The sequence below is a fragment of the Motilibacter deserti genome, assembly GCF_011250635.1.
GTDB lineage: Bacteria > Actinomycetota > Actinomycetes > Motilibacterales > Motilibacteraceae > Motilibacter_A > Motilibacter_A deserti.
Window position 1 is genome coordinate 1 of record NZ_JAANNP010000042.1, and the last position, 14,992, is coordinate 14,992.

15 protein-coding genes and 2 pseudogenes are annotated in these 14,992 nt (G+C 74.7%); 7 read left to right on the forward strand and 10 right to left on the reverse strand.

Annotated elements, in window-relative coordinates; all coding sequences use genetic code 11:
• A pseudogene (locus G9H71_RS17710) lies at positions 1-686 on the forward strand (hypothetical protein); the annotation flags it as partial.
• On the opposite strand, the gene G9H71_RS17715 reads toward G9H71_RS17710, so the two are convergent.
• The 7 genes from G9H71_RS17715 to G9H71_RS17745 form a co-directional block, all read right to left on the reverse strand.
• Positions 668-961, reverse strand: a complete 294-nt coding sequence (locus G9H71_RS17715; RefSeq protein ID WP_166284125.1) for a DUF1540 domain-containing protein — start codon at positions 959-961, stop codon at positions 668-670. The pseudogene G9H71_RS17710 and the gene G9H71_RS17715 sit on opposite strands and share 19 nt — an antisense overlap.
• Positions 962-1,072: 111 nt before the next feature.
• Positions 1,073-1,465 carry a monovalent cation/H(+) antiporter subunit G gene (gene mnhG, locus G9H71_RS17720; RefSeq protein ID WP_166284126.1) on the reverse strand — a complete coding sequence of 131 codons (393 nt, stop codon included), beginning with the start codon at positions 1,463-1,465 and terminating at the stop codon, positions 1,073-1,075.
• Entirely contained in the window at positions 1,462-1,788 is a 327-nt protein-coding gene (locus tag G9H71_RS17725; protein ID WP_166284127.1) for a monovalent cation/H+ antiporter complex subunit F, read from the reverse strand. Before G9H71_RS17725 ends, mnhG begins: the two co-directional genes overlap by 4 nt.
• The gene (locus G9H71_RS17730) at positions 1,785-2,309 is read right to left on the reverse strand and encodes a Na+/H+ antiporter subunit E (protein WP_166284128.1); all 525 of its coding nucleotides are present in this window, start codon (positions 2,307-2,309) and stop codon (positions 1,785-1,787) included. Before G9H71_RS17730 ends, G9H71_RS17725 begins: the two co-directional genes overlap by 4 nt.
• A complete protein-coding gene (locus tag G9H71_RS17735; RefSeq protein WP_166284129.1) occupies positions 2,306-3,838 on the reverse strand; it encodes a Na+/H+ antiporter subunit D in 1,533 nt (510 codons plus the stop codon). Before G9H71_RS17735 ends, G9H71_RS17730 begins: the two co-directional genes overlap by 4 nt.
• Positions 3,835-4,314, reverse strand: coding sequence for a Na(+)/H(+) antiporter subunit C (locus tag G9H71_RS17740; protein WP_166284130.1), 480 nt, complete (start codon positions 4,312-4,314; stop codon positions 3,835-3,837). Before G9H71_RS17740 ends, G9H71_RS17735 begins: the two co-directional genes overlap by 4 nt.
• Complete coding sequence (locus G9H71_RS17745) at positions 4,311-7,184, reverse strand: Na+/H+ antiporter subunit A (protein ID WP_166284131.1); 2,874 nt, start codon at positions 7,182-7,184, stop codon at positions 4,311-4,313. The genes G9H71_RS17740 and G9H71_RS17745 overlap by 4 nt, the downstream gene beginning before the upstream one ends.
• 265 nt (positions 7,185-7,449) lie before the next feature.
• Between G9H71_RS17745 and G9H71_RS17750 the strand changes: the two genes are divergently transcribed.
• A complete protein-coding gene (locus G9H71_RS17750; RefSeq protein ID WP_166284132.1) occupies positions 7,450-7,749 on the forward strand; it encodes a hypothetical protein in 300 nt (99 codons plus the stop codon).
• Positions 7,750-7,818: 69 nt separating this feature from the next.
• Here G9H71_RS17750 and G9H71_RS17755 read toward each other — a convergent pair whose 3' ends face one another.
• A complete protein-coding gene (locus G9H71_RS17755; RefSeq protein ID WP_166284133.1) occupies positions 7,819-8,496 on the reverse strand; it encodes a hypothetical protein in 678 nt (225 codons plus the stop codon).
• 191 nt (positions 8,497-8,687) lie between these two features.
• Here G9H71_RS17755 and G9H71_RS17760 point away from each other — a divergent pair, with 191 nt between their 5' ends.
• On the forward strand, positions 8,688-8,918 hold the full coding sequence (locus G9H71_RS17760; RefSeq protein ID WP_166284134.1) for a hypothetical protein: 231 nt from the start codon (positions 8,688-8,690) through the stop codon (positions 8,916-8,918).
• A 157-nt stretch (positions 8,919-9,075) separates the two neighbouring features.
• Here G9H71_RS17760 and G9H71_RS17765 read toward each other — a convergent pair whose 3' ends face one another.
• Both G9H71_RS17765 and G9H71_RS17770 read right to left on the reverse strand, forming a co-directional pair.
• The gene (locus tag G9H71_RS17765) at positions 9,076-10,563 is read right to left on the reverse strand and encodes a potassium/proton antiporter (protein ID WP_166284135.1); all 1,488 of its coding nucleotides are present in this window, start codon (positions 10,561-10,563) and stop codon (positions 9,076-9,078) included.
• Between the two features lie 59 nt (positions 10,564-10,622).
• Entirely contained in the window at positions 10,623-11,252 is a 630-nt protein-coding gene (locus tag G9H71_RS17770) for a 5-formyltetrahydrofolate cyclo-ligase (RefSeq protein WP_166284136.1), read from the reverse strand.
• Positions 11,253-11,309: 57 nt separating this feature from the next.
• On the opposite strand from G9H71_RS17770, the gene G9H71_RS17775 reads away from it, so the two are divergent.
• The 4 genes and pseudogenes from G9H71_RS17775 to G9H71_RS17790 form a co-directional block, all read left to right on the forward strand.
• Complete coding sequence (locus G9H71_RS17775) at positions 11,310-13,301, forward strand: GGDEF domain-containing protein (RefSeq protein ID WP_166284137.1); 1,992 nt, start codon at positions 11,310-11,312, stop codon at positions 13,299-13,301.
• 13 nt (positions 13,302-13,314) lie between these two features.
• Positions 13,315-13,434: pseudogene (locus G9H71_RS17780) on the forward strand (UTP--glucose-1-phosphate uridylyltransferase); the annotation flags it as partial.
• 99 nt (positions 13,435-13,533) lie between these two features.
• The gene (gene glp / locus G9H71_RS17785; RefSeq protein WP_166284138.1) at positions 13,534-14,793 is read left to right on the forward strand and encodes a molybdotransferase-like divisome protein Glp; all 1,260 of its coding nucleotides are present in this window, start codon (positions 13,534-13,536) and stop codon (positions 14,791-14,793) included.
• On the forward strand, positions 14,790-14,992 hold a 203-nt coding region (locus G9H71_RS17790; protein WP_331273084.1), incomplete at its 3' end, for a cyclic pyranopterin monophosphate synthase MoaC. The genes glp and G9H71_RS17790, both read left to right, overlap by 4 nt.

A 14,992-nucleotide genomic window follows, 5' to 3' on the forward strand; every position in this document is an offset into this window, starting at 1 on the left:
CGGGGCGGGTCCTCACGCTGCTGGGGCCGGACGCGCTCCGCCGCGCCACGCTCGCCCGGCTCGACGACGCCAGTGCCCGCTGCCCTGCCGGGCACCGGCACGGCGGGGTCGTACGCGTCGCGTCCCCCGTCCCGCCGGCGCGCACCACGGTCCGAGCCGCCCTCGCCGCTGCCGCGCACGCCACTGACGAGCCCCGCGCCAGCACTCTCAGCGCCGGCCACGGCACCGGACCCGACAGCACCGCCACCGACAGCACCGGCCACGGCACGGCCGCCCACAGCACCGACCCCCACGGCAACGGCGCGCCCACCACCAACCCGCCCACCACCGAGCCCCGCGCCGGCGCGCGGCACTGGCTGGGCGACGCCCTCGGCGAGCGGGTCGACCCGCTGCTCGACCGTCAGCTGGCCGGTCTCGGCCCGGTGGACCGCCGGCTGGTCGCTCTCGCCGTGGCCGTCGCCCAGGGCCCGGCCGCGCTCGTGGTCGACCGGCTGACCGACGGCCTCGACGCGGAGGGGCGGCGGGCCCTGCTGGCGCTGCTGCGCTGCCTGGCCGCCGACCGTCGCGCCGTGCTCGTCGACGACTCCGACCCGGTCGCCGCGCTCGCGGTCGCCGACGACGCCGTGCGCGTGGGCGTGCCCGGCGTCCTCGAGCGGGTCGAGCTGGACTACCCGCGCGGGGTGTAGGTCAGGCAGTCGGCGGCGTCGCGGCCGGGGCCGACGCGCACCTCGCTGGCCGTGCACTCCAGCGCCTCGTTGTAGGTGCACTCGGAGCGGTGACAGGCGCCGACGTGGCCGACGACGTCGAGCCCGCCCTTGAACGAGATGTCGATGAACGTGCCGCAGGCGGCCGACTCGCCGCCGACGGTGATGGCGCCGGCGTGGCACGCGACGTCGTGGTTGTAGCCGCAGCTCTCGACCGAGCACTGTCGGACGGGCGGCATCTCCGCGAGCGTGGCCATGGCGAACCTCCGGGGATCGGTACGTGCGGTGCCCACCCACTCTGGCCCGATCCCCGCGCCGCCACAAGCAAGCCAGGGCTGCCTAAGTACGAAGTGCAGCTCGTGCTTTGGCTAGCCTTGCCTACCCCGTCGGGGAGGCCTCCGGCCCGGGCCGGGCTCGATCCCGGCCGCCTCGAGATCGGGGCGCAGCTCGTCGGCCACGAGCAGGTCGCTGCGGACGTGGCGGGTCCGGTAGGCCATGCGCGCTACCAGGTGGCCGGAGACGGGGGCGGTCACGAGCTGGAAGGCCGCGACGAGCACCAGCATCCAGACGTCCACGCTCCGGTGCAGCCGGATCCCGGCCCCCGCGACGACGCACAGCAGGCCGAGGGTCTGCGGCTTGGTCGCCGCGTGCATCCGGGACAGGACGTCGGGGAAGCGTACGAGGCCCACCCCGGCGAGCAACGTGAGCAGGCACCCGGTCAGGACCAGGAGCCCCGCGAGCGCGTCGAAGAACGTGGTCACCGGCGGCTCCGGCGCGGGCGGCGCGGCTGCCTCGGCTGTCGCGACCGGGCGGGCTTCGGCTGCTGCGGCGCGTCGCGCGGGATGAAGCGGGCGACCGACGCCGACCCGACGAACCCCAGCAGCGAGACCACGACCAGCACCGGCACCACGGTCGAGTCGCGGGTGACGGCGGCGTAGGCCCCGATGCCGCAGGCCGTGACCGACAGCAGCACGTCCATCGAGACGAGCCGGTCCAGGACCGACGGGCCGAGAGCCAGCCGCAGGCACACCAGCAGCGCCGCGATGCCCAGCAGCACCCCAGCCACGGCCCCGACGACGCTCATGCGGCCTCCTTCTCGCGGGTCATGGCCGGGAGCGCCCGGCGGATCAAGTGCTCCAGGTGCAGGGCGCGGGCGCGGAAGCGCTCCGCGCCCTCGGCGTCGCGCACGCCGAGGACGTGCACGTAGAGCGTCCCCGTGGGGCTGTCGATCTCCACGATCACGCTGCCGGGCACGAGCGAGAGCGCCTCGGCCACGACCGTGAGGATCAGGTCCGAGCGGGTCTGCAGCCGGACAGCGAGCACGGCGCTGGTCACGCGCGGGCCGGGCGACAGTGCCAGCCGCGAGACCTCGACGCTCGAGACGACGAGGTCGCGGGCGACGTACGCGATGAGCCGCAGCAGGGCCAGCGGGCGCACGCGCCGGCCCTCCGTCACGGCGGGGAGTGGAAGCACGGCAAGAACGATCAGGGAAACCAGGATCCCCGAAAGCAGGTTCGCCCAACTCCAGGTCCCCCACAGCAGGACCCAGACGAGCGTGAGCCACGCGATGACGGGCAGCTGCCGGCGCGGGGCCAGCCGGCTCACGGCGCCCCGCCCAGGACGGAGGAGACGTAGGGGCTGCGGTCGAGCAGGTCGCCCGCGGCCCGGTCGGTCAGCCCGTAGAGCGGCCCGCCGAAGACCGTCAGCGCGAGCCCCACGCCGACGAATGCCGCGGCGCTGGTCACCATGACGCGCGGCGCGGTCCCGGCGTGCATCAGGGCGTCGGCCTCCTGAGCCTCGGGCGAGCGCGGCGCCTGGTCCGCCGGGCGCCAGAAGGCCTTGTTCCACACCTTCACGACGGCGAAGAGCGTCAGCAGGCTGGTCAGGACGCTCGCCCCCACCAGTGACCAGGCCAGCACGCTTCCGTCCTGCGCGCCCGCCTGCAGCAGTCCGAGCTTGCCCAGGAACCCGGACAACGGTGGGATGCCGGCGAGGTTGAGGGCCGGGATGAAGAAGAGCACGGCGAGCAGCGGCGAGCTGGCCGCGAGGCCGCCCAGCCGGTCGACGGACGTCGTCCCGGCTTGTCGCTCGATCAGCCCCACGACCAGGAAGAGGCTCGTCTGGACCATGATGTGGTGAGCGACGTAGAACACGGCGCTGGCAACGCCGGTCTGCGAGGCGACGGCGATGCCGAAGACCATGTAGCCGATGTGGCTGACCAGCGTGAACGACAGCACTCGTTTGATGTCGCGCTGCGCGACCGCGCCCAGGACGCCGACCACCATCGTGAGGGCTGCCGCGACCATCAACAGGTCGTCGACGTGGCCTCCCGGGAAGAGCAGCGTCTGCGTGCGCAGGATTGCGTAGACACCCACCTTGGTGAGCAGGCCGGCGAAGACTGCCGTGACGGGTGCCGGCGCAGTCGGATAGCTGTCCGGCAGCCACGCCGACAGCGGGAAGACGGCCGCCTTGATCCCGAAGGCGAGCAGCAACATCACCTGAAGCATCGTTCGCGTGCCCGCAGGCAGCTCGGCCAGGCGCTCGGACAGCTGAGCCATGTTGAGCGTGCCGCACGCGGCGTAGATCAAGCCGATGGACGCGAGGAAGAGCAGCGACGACAGCAGGCTCACGACGACGTACGTCACGCCGGCGCTGATGCGCGGGCCGGTCCCGCCCAGCGTCAGCAGCACGTAGCTCGCGACGAGCAGCACCTCGAACCCGACGTACACGTTGAACAGGTCGCCGGAGATGAACGCGTTGGAGACGCCGGCGGACAGCACGAGGTAGGTCGGGTGGAAGATCGACAGCGGCGTCTCGTCGTCGCTCGCCGTGCCCTGCCCGACGGCGAAGACGAGCACGCCGAGCGTGACGGTCGACGCGACGACCAGCATCAGCGCGGAGAGCCGGTCGACGACGAGCGTGATGCCGAGCGTGACCGGCCAGTCCCCGACGTGAACCACCTGCGGGCCGTTGCGGTCGGCCTGCACGAGCAGCGCGACGCTGACCACCAGCACGGCCGCCAGCACGGAGAGGCTGACCGCGCGCTGCGCGCGGGCGTGCCGGCCGAACAGCAGGGTGAGCGCCGCGCCGAGCAGCGGGAGCAGCACCGGCAGCGGCGGAAGGACGCGGGTCACGGGCGCGCCTCCTCGACGGGGCCGTACGGCACCAGCCCGTCCTCGAGCCCGTCGGTGAGGTCGCCGTCCGGGTCGATGTCGTCCGGGCCTGCTCCGACGTAGTTAACGTCGTCTGGCGCAAGCTGGATGCCCGAAGCGACGATCCTGTCTTCGGGGTCGTCCTCGAGCGACTCCTGCCCGAGCCGCCAGGAGCGGTAGATCATCGCGAGCAGGAACGCCGCGACGCCGAGGGTGATGACGATCGCGGTGAGGGCCATCGCCTGCGGGAGCGGGTCGCTCATCTCCTCCTCGGGCGTCGTCCCGTAGATCGGGGCCCCGCCGGACTCCCCGCCGGAGGCGAGCAGGAGCACGTTGGTGGCGTTGCCGAGAAGCAGCACGCCGAGCAGGACGCGGGTGAGGCTGCGGTCGAGGAGCAGGTAGAGCCCGGCGGAGTAGAGCACGACGGACGTCACGACGAGGGCGAGGCTGGCGGTCATCGGGCGACTCCCGCCAGCGGCGCGTCGACGTCCATGTCCTCGTCCTCGTCGAGCCGCTCGAGCTCCGCACCGAGGCTGCGCAGGATGTCGAGGACCAGGCCGACCACCACGAGATAGACCCCGATGTCGAAGAAGAGCGACGTCACGAGCTTCACGTGGCCGAGCACCGGCAACGTCTGCTCGAAGGCCACCGTCTGCAGCACCTCGCCGCCGACGAGCAGCCCGATCACGCCGGTCGCCCCCGAGACGAGGACGCCCAGCCCCAGCAGCAGGCCGGGGTCGATCGGCGCGGCGCTGCCGAGCTCGTAGCGCCCTCCGGCGACATAGCGCACGACGAGGGCGAGCCCCGCGACCAGCCCGGCGGAGAAGCCGCCGCCGGGGACGTTGTGGCCGGCGAACAGCAGGTAGACCGAGAGCACGAGGATGGTGTGGAAGATCAGCCGGGCCACGACCTCGAGCACCAGGGAGCGGCGCTGCGGCGCCATGAGCGCGCCGGCCGGCAGCCAGACCGACTGCGGCGCCGGCGTCGGACCGGGGGTCGGGCCCGGCGGCGGAGGAGCGATGGCGTGGGCGCGGGGAACGGCCCCCGTCCGCTTGCGCAGGAACACCAGGCTCGCCACACCGGTCGCCGCGGCCGTGAGGACGGAGATCTCGCCGAACGTGTCCCAGGCCCGCACGTCGACGAGCGTCACGTTGACGACGTTCTTGCCCTCGCCGAACTCGTAGGCCTCCTTGGGGAAGGCGTCGGAGACCGGCGGCGCGACCCGCGCGTCGAGCGCCAGCAGGCTGAGCGCGCCGAGCAGCAGCCCGCCGGCGATCGCGATCGTGGCGCGTACGGCCCGCGTCACGGGGGAGTGGCGCTCGACGATCCGCTTCGGCAGCTTGCGCAGCACGAGGACGAAGACGACGAGGGTCAGCGACTCCACGAGGAACTGCGTGAGGGCGAGGTCCGGGGCGCCGTGCAGCGCGAAGAGCATGCCGACGCCGTAGCCGGTCGCGCCGACCAGGAGCACGGCGGTCAGCCGCTGGTGCGTGCGGACCGCGGTCACCGCCGCGATCAGCGCGACCCCGGCGACGACGGCCTGCAGCGGGGTGTCCCACGCCCGCAGCGTGTCCGGCCACTGCCCGCCACGGATCATCGCGACGCCGGGGACGGCGACGAGCACCGCGAGGATGGTCCCGAGGTACGCCGGCAGCGACCCGCGCTGGGTGGCCGCGGTGACGGTCAGCGCGACGCGGTCGACCCCGCGCATGACGGCGCGATAGGCGCCGTCGGCGTTGCCGACACCGGGTGCCTTGGCCTGCACCGCCGCCACCCGGTCGCGCGCGGCGAAGAGGGCGAAGCCTGCGGCCAGCGTGAGGGCCGACAGCCCGAGCGCCGTGTTGACGCCGTGCCAGAGCCCGATGCTGTGCGGGTGGCCGTCGCCCACGGTCTCGGCGTAGTGCGCGAGCCCCTCGCCGAGCAGCCCGCTCATCGGCCCGGCGACGAGCCCCGCGGCTGCGAGCAGGCCGGGGGCGGCGGCGAACAGCGGCCCGACCGGCCGGGGCGTCACCGGCTCCAGCCCGGGCTTGTCGGCGAAGGCGCCCCACACGAAGCGCGCGCTGTAGGCGAACGTGAGCACCGAGCCCACGACCAGCCCGGCGAGGGTGAGCCCGGACGCCCACCCGGCGATGCGGGGGGCGTCGAGGAAGGCGGCGTACGCGGTCTCCTTGCCGACGAACCCGAGCAGCGGCGGCACGCCGGCCATCGACGCGGCCGCGAGGACGGCCATGACGGCGACCGCGGGCAGCCGGCGACCGAGGCCGGACAGCTCGCGAAGGTCCCGCGTGCCGGTGGCCCGGTCGACGATCCCGACGACGAGGAAGAGCGTGGCCTTGAACAGCGCGTGCGCCAGCAGCATCGTCACGCCGGCGAGCGCCGCGTCCGCGGTCCCGGTGCCGACGAGGAGGGTGAGGAAGCCGAGCTGGCTCACCGTGCCGAAGGCCAGCAGCAGCTTGAGGTCGTGCTGGCGCAGCGCCCGCCATGCGCCGAGCAGCATCGTGGCCAGCCCGAGCGGGATCAGCACCGGCCGCCACAGCGAGCTGTCGGCGTAGCCCGGGGCGAACCGGGCCACGAGGTAGACCCCGGCCTTCACCATCGCCGCGGCGTGCAGGTAGGCGCTCACCGGCGTCGGCGCGGCCATCGCGGCCGGGAGCCAGAAGTGGAAGGGGAAGAGCGCGGACTTGGTGAGCGCGCCGGCCAGCACCAGCATCACGGCCGTCGCGCCGTACGTCCCCCCGACCGGCTCCGCGACGACCTCCGAGAGGCGGTAGGTCCCCGCCCGTTCCCCGAGCATCACGATCCCGACGAGCATGGCCAGCCCACCCGCGGTCGTCACGACCAGTGCCTGCATCGCCGCGCGACGACCGGCCTTCAACTGCGCGCTGTGCCCGATGAGCAGGTAGGAGAAGACGCTGGTGAGCTCCCAGAACACGTAGAGCAGCACCATGTCGTCGGCCAGGACGAGCCCGAGCATCGCGCCCGCGAACGCCAGGAGCACGCCGGCGAAACGACCCAGCCCGGCCGAGCCCGAGGAGAAGTAGCGCGCGCAGTAGACGAGGACGAGCGCGCCGACGCCGGTGACGAGGGCGGTCAGCAGCAGCGACAGCGTGTCCAGCCGGAACGACAGGCTGAGCCCGACGGTCGGCATCCATTCGTAGGACTCGGCCACCGCGCCGTCGTCGCGCACGCGGGCGAGCTGGGCGAGCGCCCAGACGAAGGCGGCGGCCGGCCCGACGGCGAGCACGAGGAACGCGTCGCGGCCGAGGCGGCGCACGAGCAGTGGCGCGACGAGGGCGAGCAGGACGTGGGCGGCGAGCAGGTACGGCAAACGTCGTCTCCTGCGAGTCGGGGTCCGGCCCTAGAACTTATCAAGAGTCAGTGATAACGCCGATTCGTGTTTGTCGCGACCATGACGGCGGTATGTCAATGGCTTGGGCCTGCGCAGATCCTGCCTGGGTTTTCCACTCGCGGGGTTCGCGAATTGTGCTTCGGGCTACTTCTCGGTGGCCGAACGTCTCTTCCTTCAAGGTGTGTGTCGGGCCCGGGCGGGAAGTGGCCCCGGTCGCTCCACGTCGTCGTCGCAGGGAGGCGCCATGAGCCGTCGGTCGAGCTACGCCACGGCGGCCACCGGGGTCGAGGTCGGCGAGGAGGGGATCCGTTCGCCGTCCGGCGAGGTCCACGCCTGGGTGCCCGGCACGAACTCCACCGTCTGCGGGCTGCAGCTGTCCCGCTCCCAGCTCACGCGGCTCTCGCACGTGCCCTTCGTCGAGGCGCTGCCGGAGTCCGGGGGCAGCGCCGACTTCGTCGCCGACGTGTGCCCGCGCTGCCGGGCCGCGGTCCTCGGGCGCTCGTCGGGCGGCCGGTCCTGGCAGCGGGTGTCGCCGCGCCCCTGAGGCTGCCGGCCCTGGCGCTGCCGGCCCTGACGCTGCCGGTCCTGGCGCTGCCGGTCCTGACGCTGCGGGTCAGACGGCGGGCAGCAAGGTGCGGGCGCGGGCCGCGCCGTCGCGCAGGCCACGGTGGAGCGCCGGCTGCCGATGGGCGAGCAGCGCGCTGATGACGGGCCGGCCACGCAGGAGGGCCAGGCCGGTGAGGGCGACGACGCCGCCGTACAACGCTCCGCCGGCCGCGAAGTGGTGCGCCTGCAGCCCCCAGTAGACCGACCACGCGACCCCGCCGATGCTGCCGAGCACGTAGCCACCGACCGCGACGCCCTTGGTCGTCGCGGGGTGCAGCACCAGGCTGGCCAGCTGCGGCAGGCCGACGACGAAGCCGAGCACGACGGCGACGCCCGACAGTGCCGCGGCCTGCCCGGTCATCGCCAGGGCGGCCCACAGCGCGAGGCCGGCGACCGCGGCCACGTCGAGCGCGGTCGCGGGCTTCACCGGGTGGTGGACGCGGTGGGCGACGACGTTCGCCGTGCAGATGAGCGTGGTGATGCCGTTGATGACCGCCAGGCCCAGGCTGCCGCTCGCGAGGGAGTACGCGAACCATGCCGCGTTGACCAGCATCCCCGCGCGCAGGCCGAGCGGCGAGAGGCCGTCGGTCTGGCGCTGCAGGACGGTGCGGCGCGCCTGTGGGACGGCGCCGAGGATGTTGGTGGCCGAGCCGAGCACGAACAACGGCAGCAGGAGCGGAGTCACGGTTCAGCGGATCGGCGTCGCGTTCCGTGACCAAAGTGTTACATCTAGATCGATGTGGGGGTACGCCCAGCATCACCCGGATGGCCGAGTTTGCGCAGGACGAGGGCTGGTCGAGCATCCGGGCCTGAGGGTCGCCATGACGACCCTGGAACCCGGATGCTCAGGGGCAGGGACGGGCTAGCCTGCGCCCCATGCGCGTCGGGCCAGGGGTCTTCGTCGGGCCGGTCTTCCTCCTCGCGGGCGTGGCCGCCCTGCTGCTCCGGCGCCGGCTCGCCACGCGGCTGGACACGACGTGGCTCCGCGGAAGGAGCCCCGACCTCACGACGCAGGACAAGGTCGCCGTCGCGGGCGGGTCCGCGGTCCTCGGCGGGGCGCTCGGCCTGCTGGCCGGGCTGGGCCTGCTGGATTGGCTGTCGGGGTAGCGGTACGGCGCTGCGCCGGTGCGGTCAGCGCGGGGCGCCGGGGCCAGCGAGCGCCCGCGTGCGTCCTCGCGCCCCTGAGCCAGCCAGCGGCCGTGGCCGTTCCCGCGACCACGAGCGCTGGCCGACTCGGCCGCAGCAGCGCGCGTGAGGCGCAAGCTCAGGCCGGGCCGCCCCAGCGCGCGAGGCGCCCACCCCGGGACACGGCCTTGAGCCGGCGCTCGGTGACGGCGCGGGCGTCCGGCGTCACGACCAGCAGCAGCTCGTCACCGGCGCGCAGGGTCGTGTCGCGCGTCGGGACGGCGGCTCGGCCCTCGCGCACGATGAGCGCGACGGCGGCGTCGCGGGGCAGGCGCAGCTCCCACAGCTCGACACCCTGCAGCCGCGAGCCGGCGGGCACGTGCACCTCGAGCAGGTCCGCGCCGAGCCGGCCCAGCGGGCTGGCCTCGAGGTAGACCTCGCGCGCGGCCATCGGGTCGGCGAGCCGGAGCTTGCGGGCGACCCAGGGCAGCGTGGGCCCCTGGACGAGCGTGAGGACGACGACGATGACGAGGACGACGTTGTAGACCCGGTCCGCGCCCTCGAGCTCGTGCACGGCCGGCACGGTCGCGAGCACGATCGGGACGGCACCGCGCAGGCCCGCCCAGGACAGGAACGCCGCGTGCTCCCACGGCAGCCGGAAGGGCGCGACGCTCGCCAGCACCGACAGCGGCCGGGCCACCAGCAGGAGCACGACCGACAGGGCCAGCCCCTGCCACAGCACCGAGGGCAGGTCGGAGGGGTCGACCTGCAGCCCCAGCATCACGAAGAGCCCGATCTGCGCGAGCCAGGCCAGCCCCTCGGCGAACCCACGGGTGGCGGGCCGGTGCGGCAGGCCGGCGTTGCCGAGGACGAGCCCGGCGATGTAGACCGCGAGGAAGCCGCTGGCGTGCAGGGTGGTCGCCGCGCCGTACGACACGACCGTGAGCGCCACGACCGCCAGCGGGAAGACGCCGGCGGACGGGAGCGCCGCGCGGCGCAGGACGAACGTGCCGAGCACACCCGCGCCCGCGCCGATCAGCGCCCCGGCGGTGAGCTCGTAGGCCAGCAGCGCGGGCAGCTCGTACGCGTCCGAGGGCCCGAGGGCGTGCTCGGCGAGCGCGACGACGACGATGACGACGGGGGCGTCGTTGAACCCGGACTCGGCCTCGAGGGCGCCCGAAAGCGACTTCGGCAGCGGCACCCGGCGCAGCACGCTGAAGACCGCGGCCGCGTCCGTGGAGGCCAGGATCGCGCCGATGAGCAGCGCGTTGCGCGCGTCCAGCCCGAGCAGCGGCGCCGCGAACGCCGCCGTCACCGCCATCGACACCCCGACGCCCACCGTCGACAGCGCGGCCGCGACGGGGACCGAGCCGCGCACCGAGTCCCACGACGTCGTCAGGCCGCCCTCGGCCAGGATGATCACGAGCGCGGCGTAGCCCAGCAGCTGGGTCAGCTGCGGGTCGTTGAACTCGATGCCGAGGACGTCCTCGCCGAGGAGCATCCCCAGCGCGACGTAGAGCAGCAGCGACGGCAGCCCGGTGCGCACCGACAGGCGCAGGGTGGCCACCGCGAGCAGGAGGACGACCGCGCCCACGAGCAGGGCTACGTTGAACTCGTCCTCGCTCACGTCACCTCCGGGGGCGGGTCGTCGTGCCCGAACCCTAGGGGGAGTCGCGGCGGCGGGGCTCAGGCTGTCGGCAGCCGGAGCACCCCGTGCGGCGTCGCCACCGCGCCGACCCGGACGTCGTGCGGCTCGGTGGGGACGGTGTCGAGCAGCTCGTCCTCCCAGACGACCGCGACCACCAGCGCGCTTGGGGAGACGCGGCGCAGCGCCCGGTCGTACGACCCCCCGCCGCGCCCGAGCCGGGTGCCGTCGCGGCCGGCGGCGAGGGCGGGCGCGAGCACGACGTCGGCCGTGGCGACCGCGTCCACCCCGAGAGAGGGGCCGGCCGGCTCGCGCAGGGTCCGGCGCACGGACGACGCCACGAGCCCGTGGCCGGTGGTCGGTCGCTCGGCCCACTCCACGTCCAGCCCCTCCTGCAGCACGGGGAGCAGGACGCGTACGCCGGCGGCCGCGAGCGCGTCCAGCACCGGCTCGACCGAGGGCTCGGGCCCGACGGCGGCGTACGCCGCGACGCACCGCGCTGACCGCAGCTCGGGGGCCGCGAGGAGCGCGTGCGACACCGCGCGCTCGCAGGCCGTACGCTCCGCCTCGCTCCGCGCCCTGCGCCGCTCCAGCAGCCGGGCCCGCAGCGCGGACTTGGCCGCGTGGACGGCGCCGGGAACGTTTGCGTCCTCGCCCGGCGATGGGATCATGATCGCCAGGGTAAGAGGACAAACCGCTGCGTACTGCGGAAGGATGAGCGTGTGGGCTTGAGCCGCCGTCTCTGGCTCGTCGTCGGTGCCCTCGTCGTCCTCCCCGTCCTCGTCGGCAGCGTGGCGTTCGTCCTCCTCGTCGGGCGGGCCGACGACGCGCGCCGCGCAGCCGAGCTGAGCGCGACCGCCCGTGCGGTGAGCGCGGACGTCGCCGCCACCTGCCGCGAGCTCGGCCCCGCCAGCCGCGCCCTGGCGGCCGAGGCGGCCGTCGGAGACGTCTACCAGGCACTGGACAACGCGGTCACGGCCTCTGCGCTCGACTACGCCGCGGTGGCCTACGCCGACGACGCGGTCGCACAGCGTGGCGCGCTCCCGGCGGACGTCGCCGTCCGAGCGGTGGAGCCGTGCGGCGAGGCGGTCACGCTGCCCGTCGTCGCCGCGGTCACGCCGGTCCGCTCCGCCAGCTCGGTGCAGGGCCCGCGACGGATCGTCTCGGCCACCGCCGCCCGCGTCGTCGACGCAGCAGACCTGCGCGCGGTGGTGCAGAGCCTCGGGCTGCGCGGCGACGTGGTCATCGCCGACGGGGACGAGCCGCTCGTCTCCACCCTGCCGGCCGACACCGCGCGCGACGTGGCCGCGGCCGGGGGCGAGCCGGGGGAGGCCGCCCGCGCCGACGGCCGCATCGTCGTCGGCGTGCGCGTGGTCGAGGGCGCCGACCTGCGCGTCGTCGCCGTGCAGGCCCCGCGGTCCCGGGTGCCGCTCGTCCTCGCGGCGGGCCTCGGCGTCGTCGTGGGGTGCGGGCTGGCGCTCCCGCTCGGCTGGCTGCTCGCCCGCCGGCTGCTCGGCCCGCTGCTCGACCTCGCGGACGCGTCCGAGCGGATGGCGTCGGGCGACCTGGGCGCCCGGCTGCCGGAGCAGTCCGACGACGAGGTCGGTCGCGTCGGCCGGTCGCTCAACCGCATGACGGCGGAGATGCGGGAGTACCACGGGCGCCTGGGCGAGGCGCTCGGCTCGACGCACGACCTTGCCGCGCTCGCCCGCGTCGTCCTCGAGTCCGCGATGGCCGTCTCCGGCGCCCAGCGCGGGGGCGTCTACGTCTCCGACTCCGGCGGGCCGTTGTCGCTGGTCGCCACCCGCGGCAGCGCGCCCGGCGAGCCGGAGGCCCCTTTCACGCTTCCGCCGCGGCTCGCGCCGAGCACGGGCGCCCTGGGCTCGGTCGTCCGGGAGGGCCGAGAGGTGTACGCCCGGCTGGGCCCGGCCGCCGGCGAGGCGGGGGACGGCGAGCTGGCGCCCGGGCCCGGCGAGCCCGCCGGGGCGTACCTGCTCGCCGTGCCGATGCGCGGAGAGCGGTCCGCGGGCGTGCTGGCGCTGTTCGACAAGGCCGACGGCCGGCCGTTCGGCGCGACCGACGCCGCGGCGCTGCTCGACCTCTCGACCTCGGCGGGGACCGCCCTGGACAACGTCCTGCGCCACCGGGAGGCGAAGAAGCTCTCCATCACGGACCCGCTGACCGGGCTGTGGAACTTCCGCTACCTGTCGATGAGCCTTGCCCGCGAGATCGAGCGCGCGACGCGGTTCGAGCGGTCGCTGGCCGTGCTCATGCTCGACCTCGACCACTTCAAGCAGGTCAACGACACCTATGGCCACCAGCGCGGCGACGCGGTCCTGCGCGAGTTCGCCGAGCGCGTGGGCGAGCTGGTGCGCGAGGTCGACATCCTCGCCCGCTACGGCGGCGAGGAGTTCGTCCTGGTGCTCCCCGAGACCACGATCGACGGGGCCACGATGCTCGCCGAGCGGATCCGGCTGGCCGTGCGGCGCAGCCCGGTCTCCGGCGCCCACGGCGAGCCCGCCATCCCCGTCACGGTCTCCATCGGCATCGCCGCCTTCCCCGGGCACGGGTCGACCCCCGCGACCCTCATGCGGGCGGCCGACGCGGCGCTCTACGAGGCCAAGGGGGCCGGGCGCGACTGCTGGCGGGTGGCGACCGGCCCCGCGGTGGGCCGGCAGGCCGACGGCGCGGCCGAGCACGCGTCCGAGGCCGGCCGTTAGGGTCTGCGCCATGACGCGAGTGACCAAGGCCGTGGTGCCCGCAGCGGGCCTCGCCACCCGCTTCCTGCCCGCGACCGAGGCCACGCCCGAGCAGATGCTTCCGGCCGTCGACAAGCCGGTGATCCAGTACGTGGAGTTCTTGGCCGAGCAGGGCCCGGTGCCCGCCCCGACAGCGCAGAGCGGGCGCTGAGCCGGGTGACATCCCTGCTGGTGGGCGGGTAGGGCAGCTGTCGTGAAGACCGTCGATGAGCACCTGGCCGACATCCTCGGCCGGATCGAGCCGCTGCCGCCGCTGGAGCTCCAGCTCCTCGAGGCCGACGGCTGCATCCTGGCCGAGGACGTCACGTCGGCGACCGACCTGCCGGCCTGGGACAACAGCGCGATGGACGGCTACGCGGTGCGCCGCGAGGACGTCCTGGCGGCGACCGAGGACGTCCCCGTCGAGCTGCCCGTCGTGGGTGACGTCCCCGCGGGGTCCTCGCAGGCCTACCGCGTCCAGCCCGGCCAGTGCGTGCGCATCATGACCGGCGCGCCCCTGCCCGCCGGGGCCGACGCGGTCGTCCCCGTGGAGTGGACGGACCGCGGCGTCGCGACCGTCGCCATCCGCAAGCCGCCAACGGAGGGGCAGCACATCCGCCGGCGCGGCGACGACGTCTCGGCCGGGGACGTCGTGGCCACCGCCGGGACCCGGCTCGGGCCGACCCACATCATGCTGATGGCGGCCGTCGGGCGCGCCCGCGTCGTCGTCCGGCCCCGGCCGCGCGTGGTGGTCATCTCCACCGGGACCGAGCTCGTCGAGCCGGGGGCCCCGACCGGGCCGGGGCAGATCAGCGACGCCAACGGGCCCGGGCTGACCGCCGCGGCCCGCGAGGCGGGGGCGATCGTCTATCGCGTCGGCATCGTCCCCGACGACCCGACGACGCTGCTCGACGCGATCGAGGACCAGCTGGTCCGGGCGGACCTCGTCATCACGACCGGCGGGGTGAGCGCCGGCGCGTACGACGTGGTCAAGGAGGTGCTCGGCCGGCTCGGGACGGTGGCGTTCGAGCAGGTGGCGATGCAGCCGGGCAAGCCGCAGGGGTTCGGGACGATCGGGCCGGACGGCACGCCGATCTTCACGCTGCCGGGCAACCCGGTGAGCGCGTACGTCTCGTTCGAGGTGTTCGTGCGCCCCGCCATCCGGCGGATGCTCGGGATCGAGCCGGTGCACCGGCCGCAGCTCCCCGCGGCCTGCACCGCCGCGCTGACGTCGCGGGAGGGCGTCCGGCAGTTCCTGCGCGGGCGGCTGCGGATGCTCGACGGCCGGCTCGCGGTCGAGCCCGTCGGCGGCCCCGGCTCGCACCTTGTCGCGAGCCTCGCCCGGTCCGACGCGCTCATCGTCGTGCCGGAGGACGTGACGCAGGTGCCGGCAGGGGGCACAGTGACGGTCCTGTCGTTCGGCACGCTCCCGCACGGGGACGCGGAGGCCGACGGCACGGGGAGGGACGGGTGAGCGGGTCCGACGGGCCGCAGCCGCAGCTGACGCACGTCGACGAGCAGGGCGCGGCGCGCATGGTCGACGTGTCCGCCAAGCCCGTGACCGCGCGTACGGCCGTGGCGTCGGGCCTGCTGCGTACAAGCCCGGAGGTGGTCGCCCTGCTGCGCGGGGCGGGCGTGCCCAAGGGGGACGCGCTGGCCGTCGCCCGGATCGC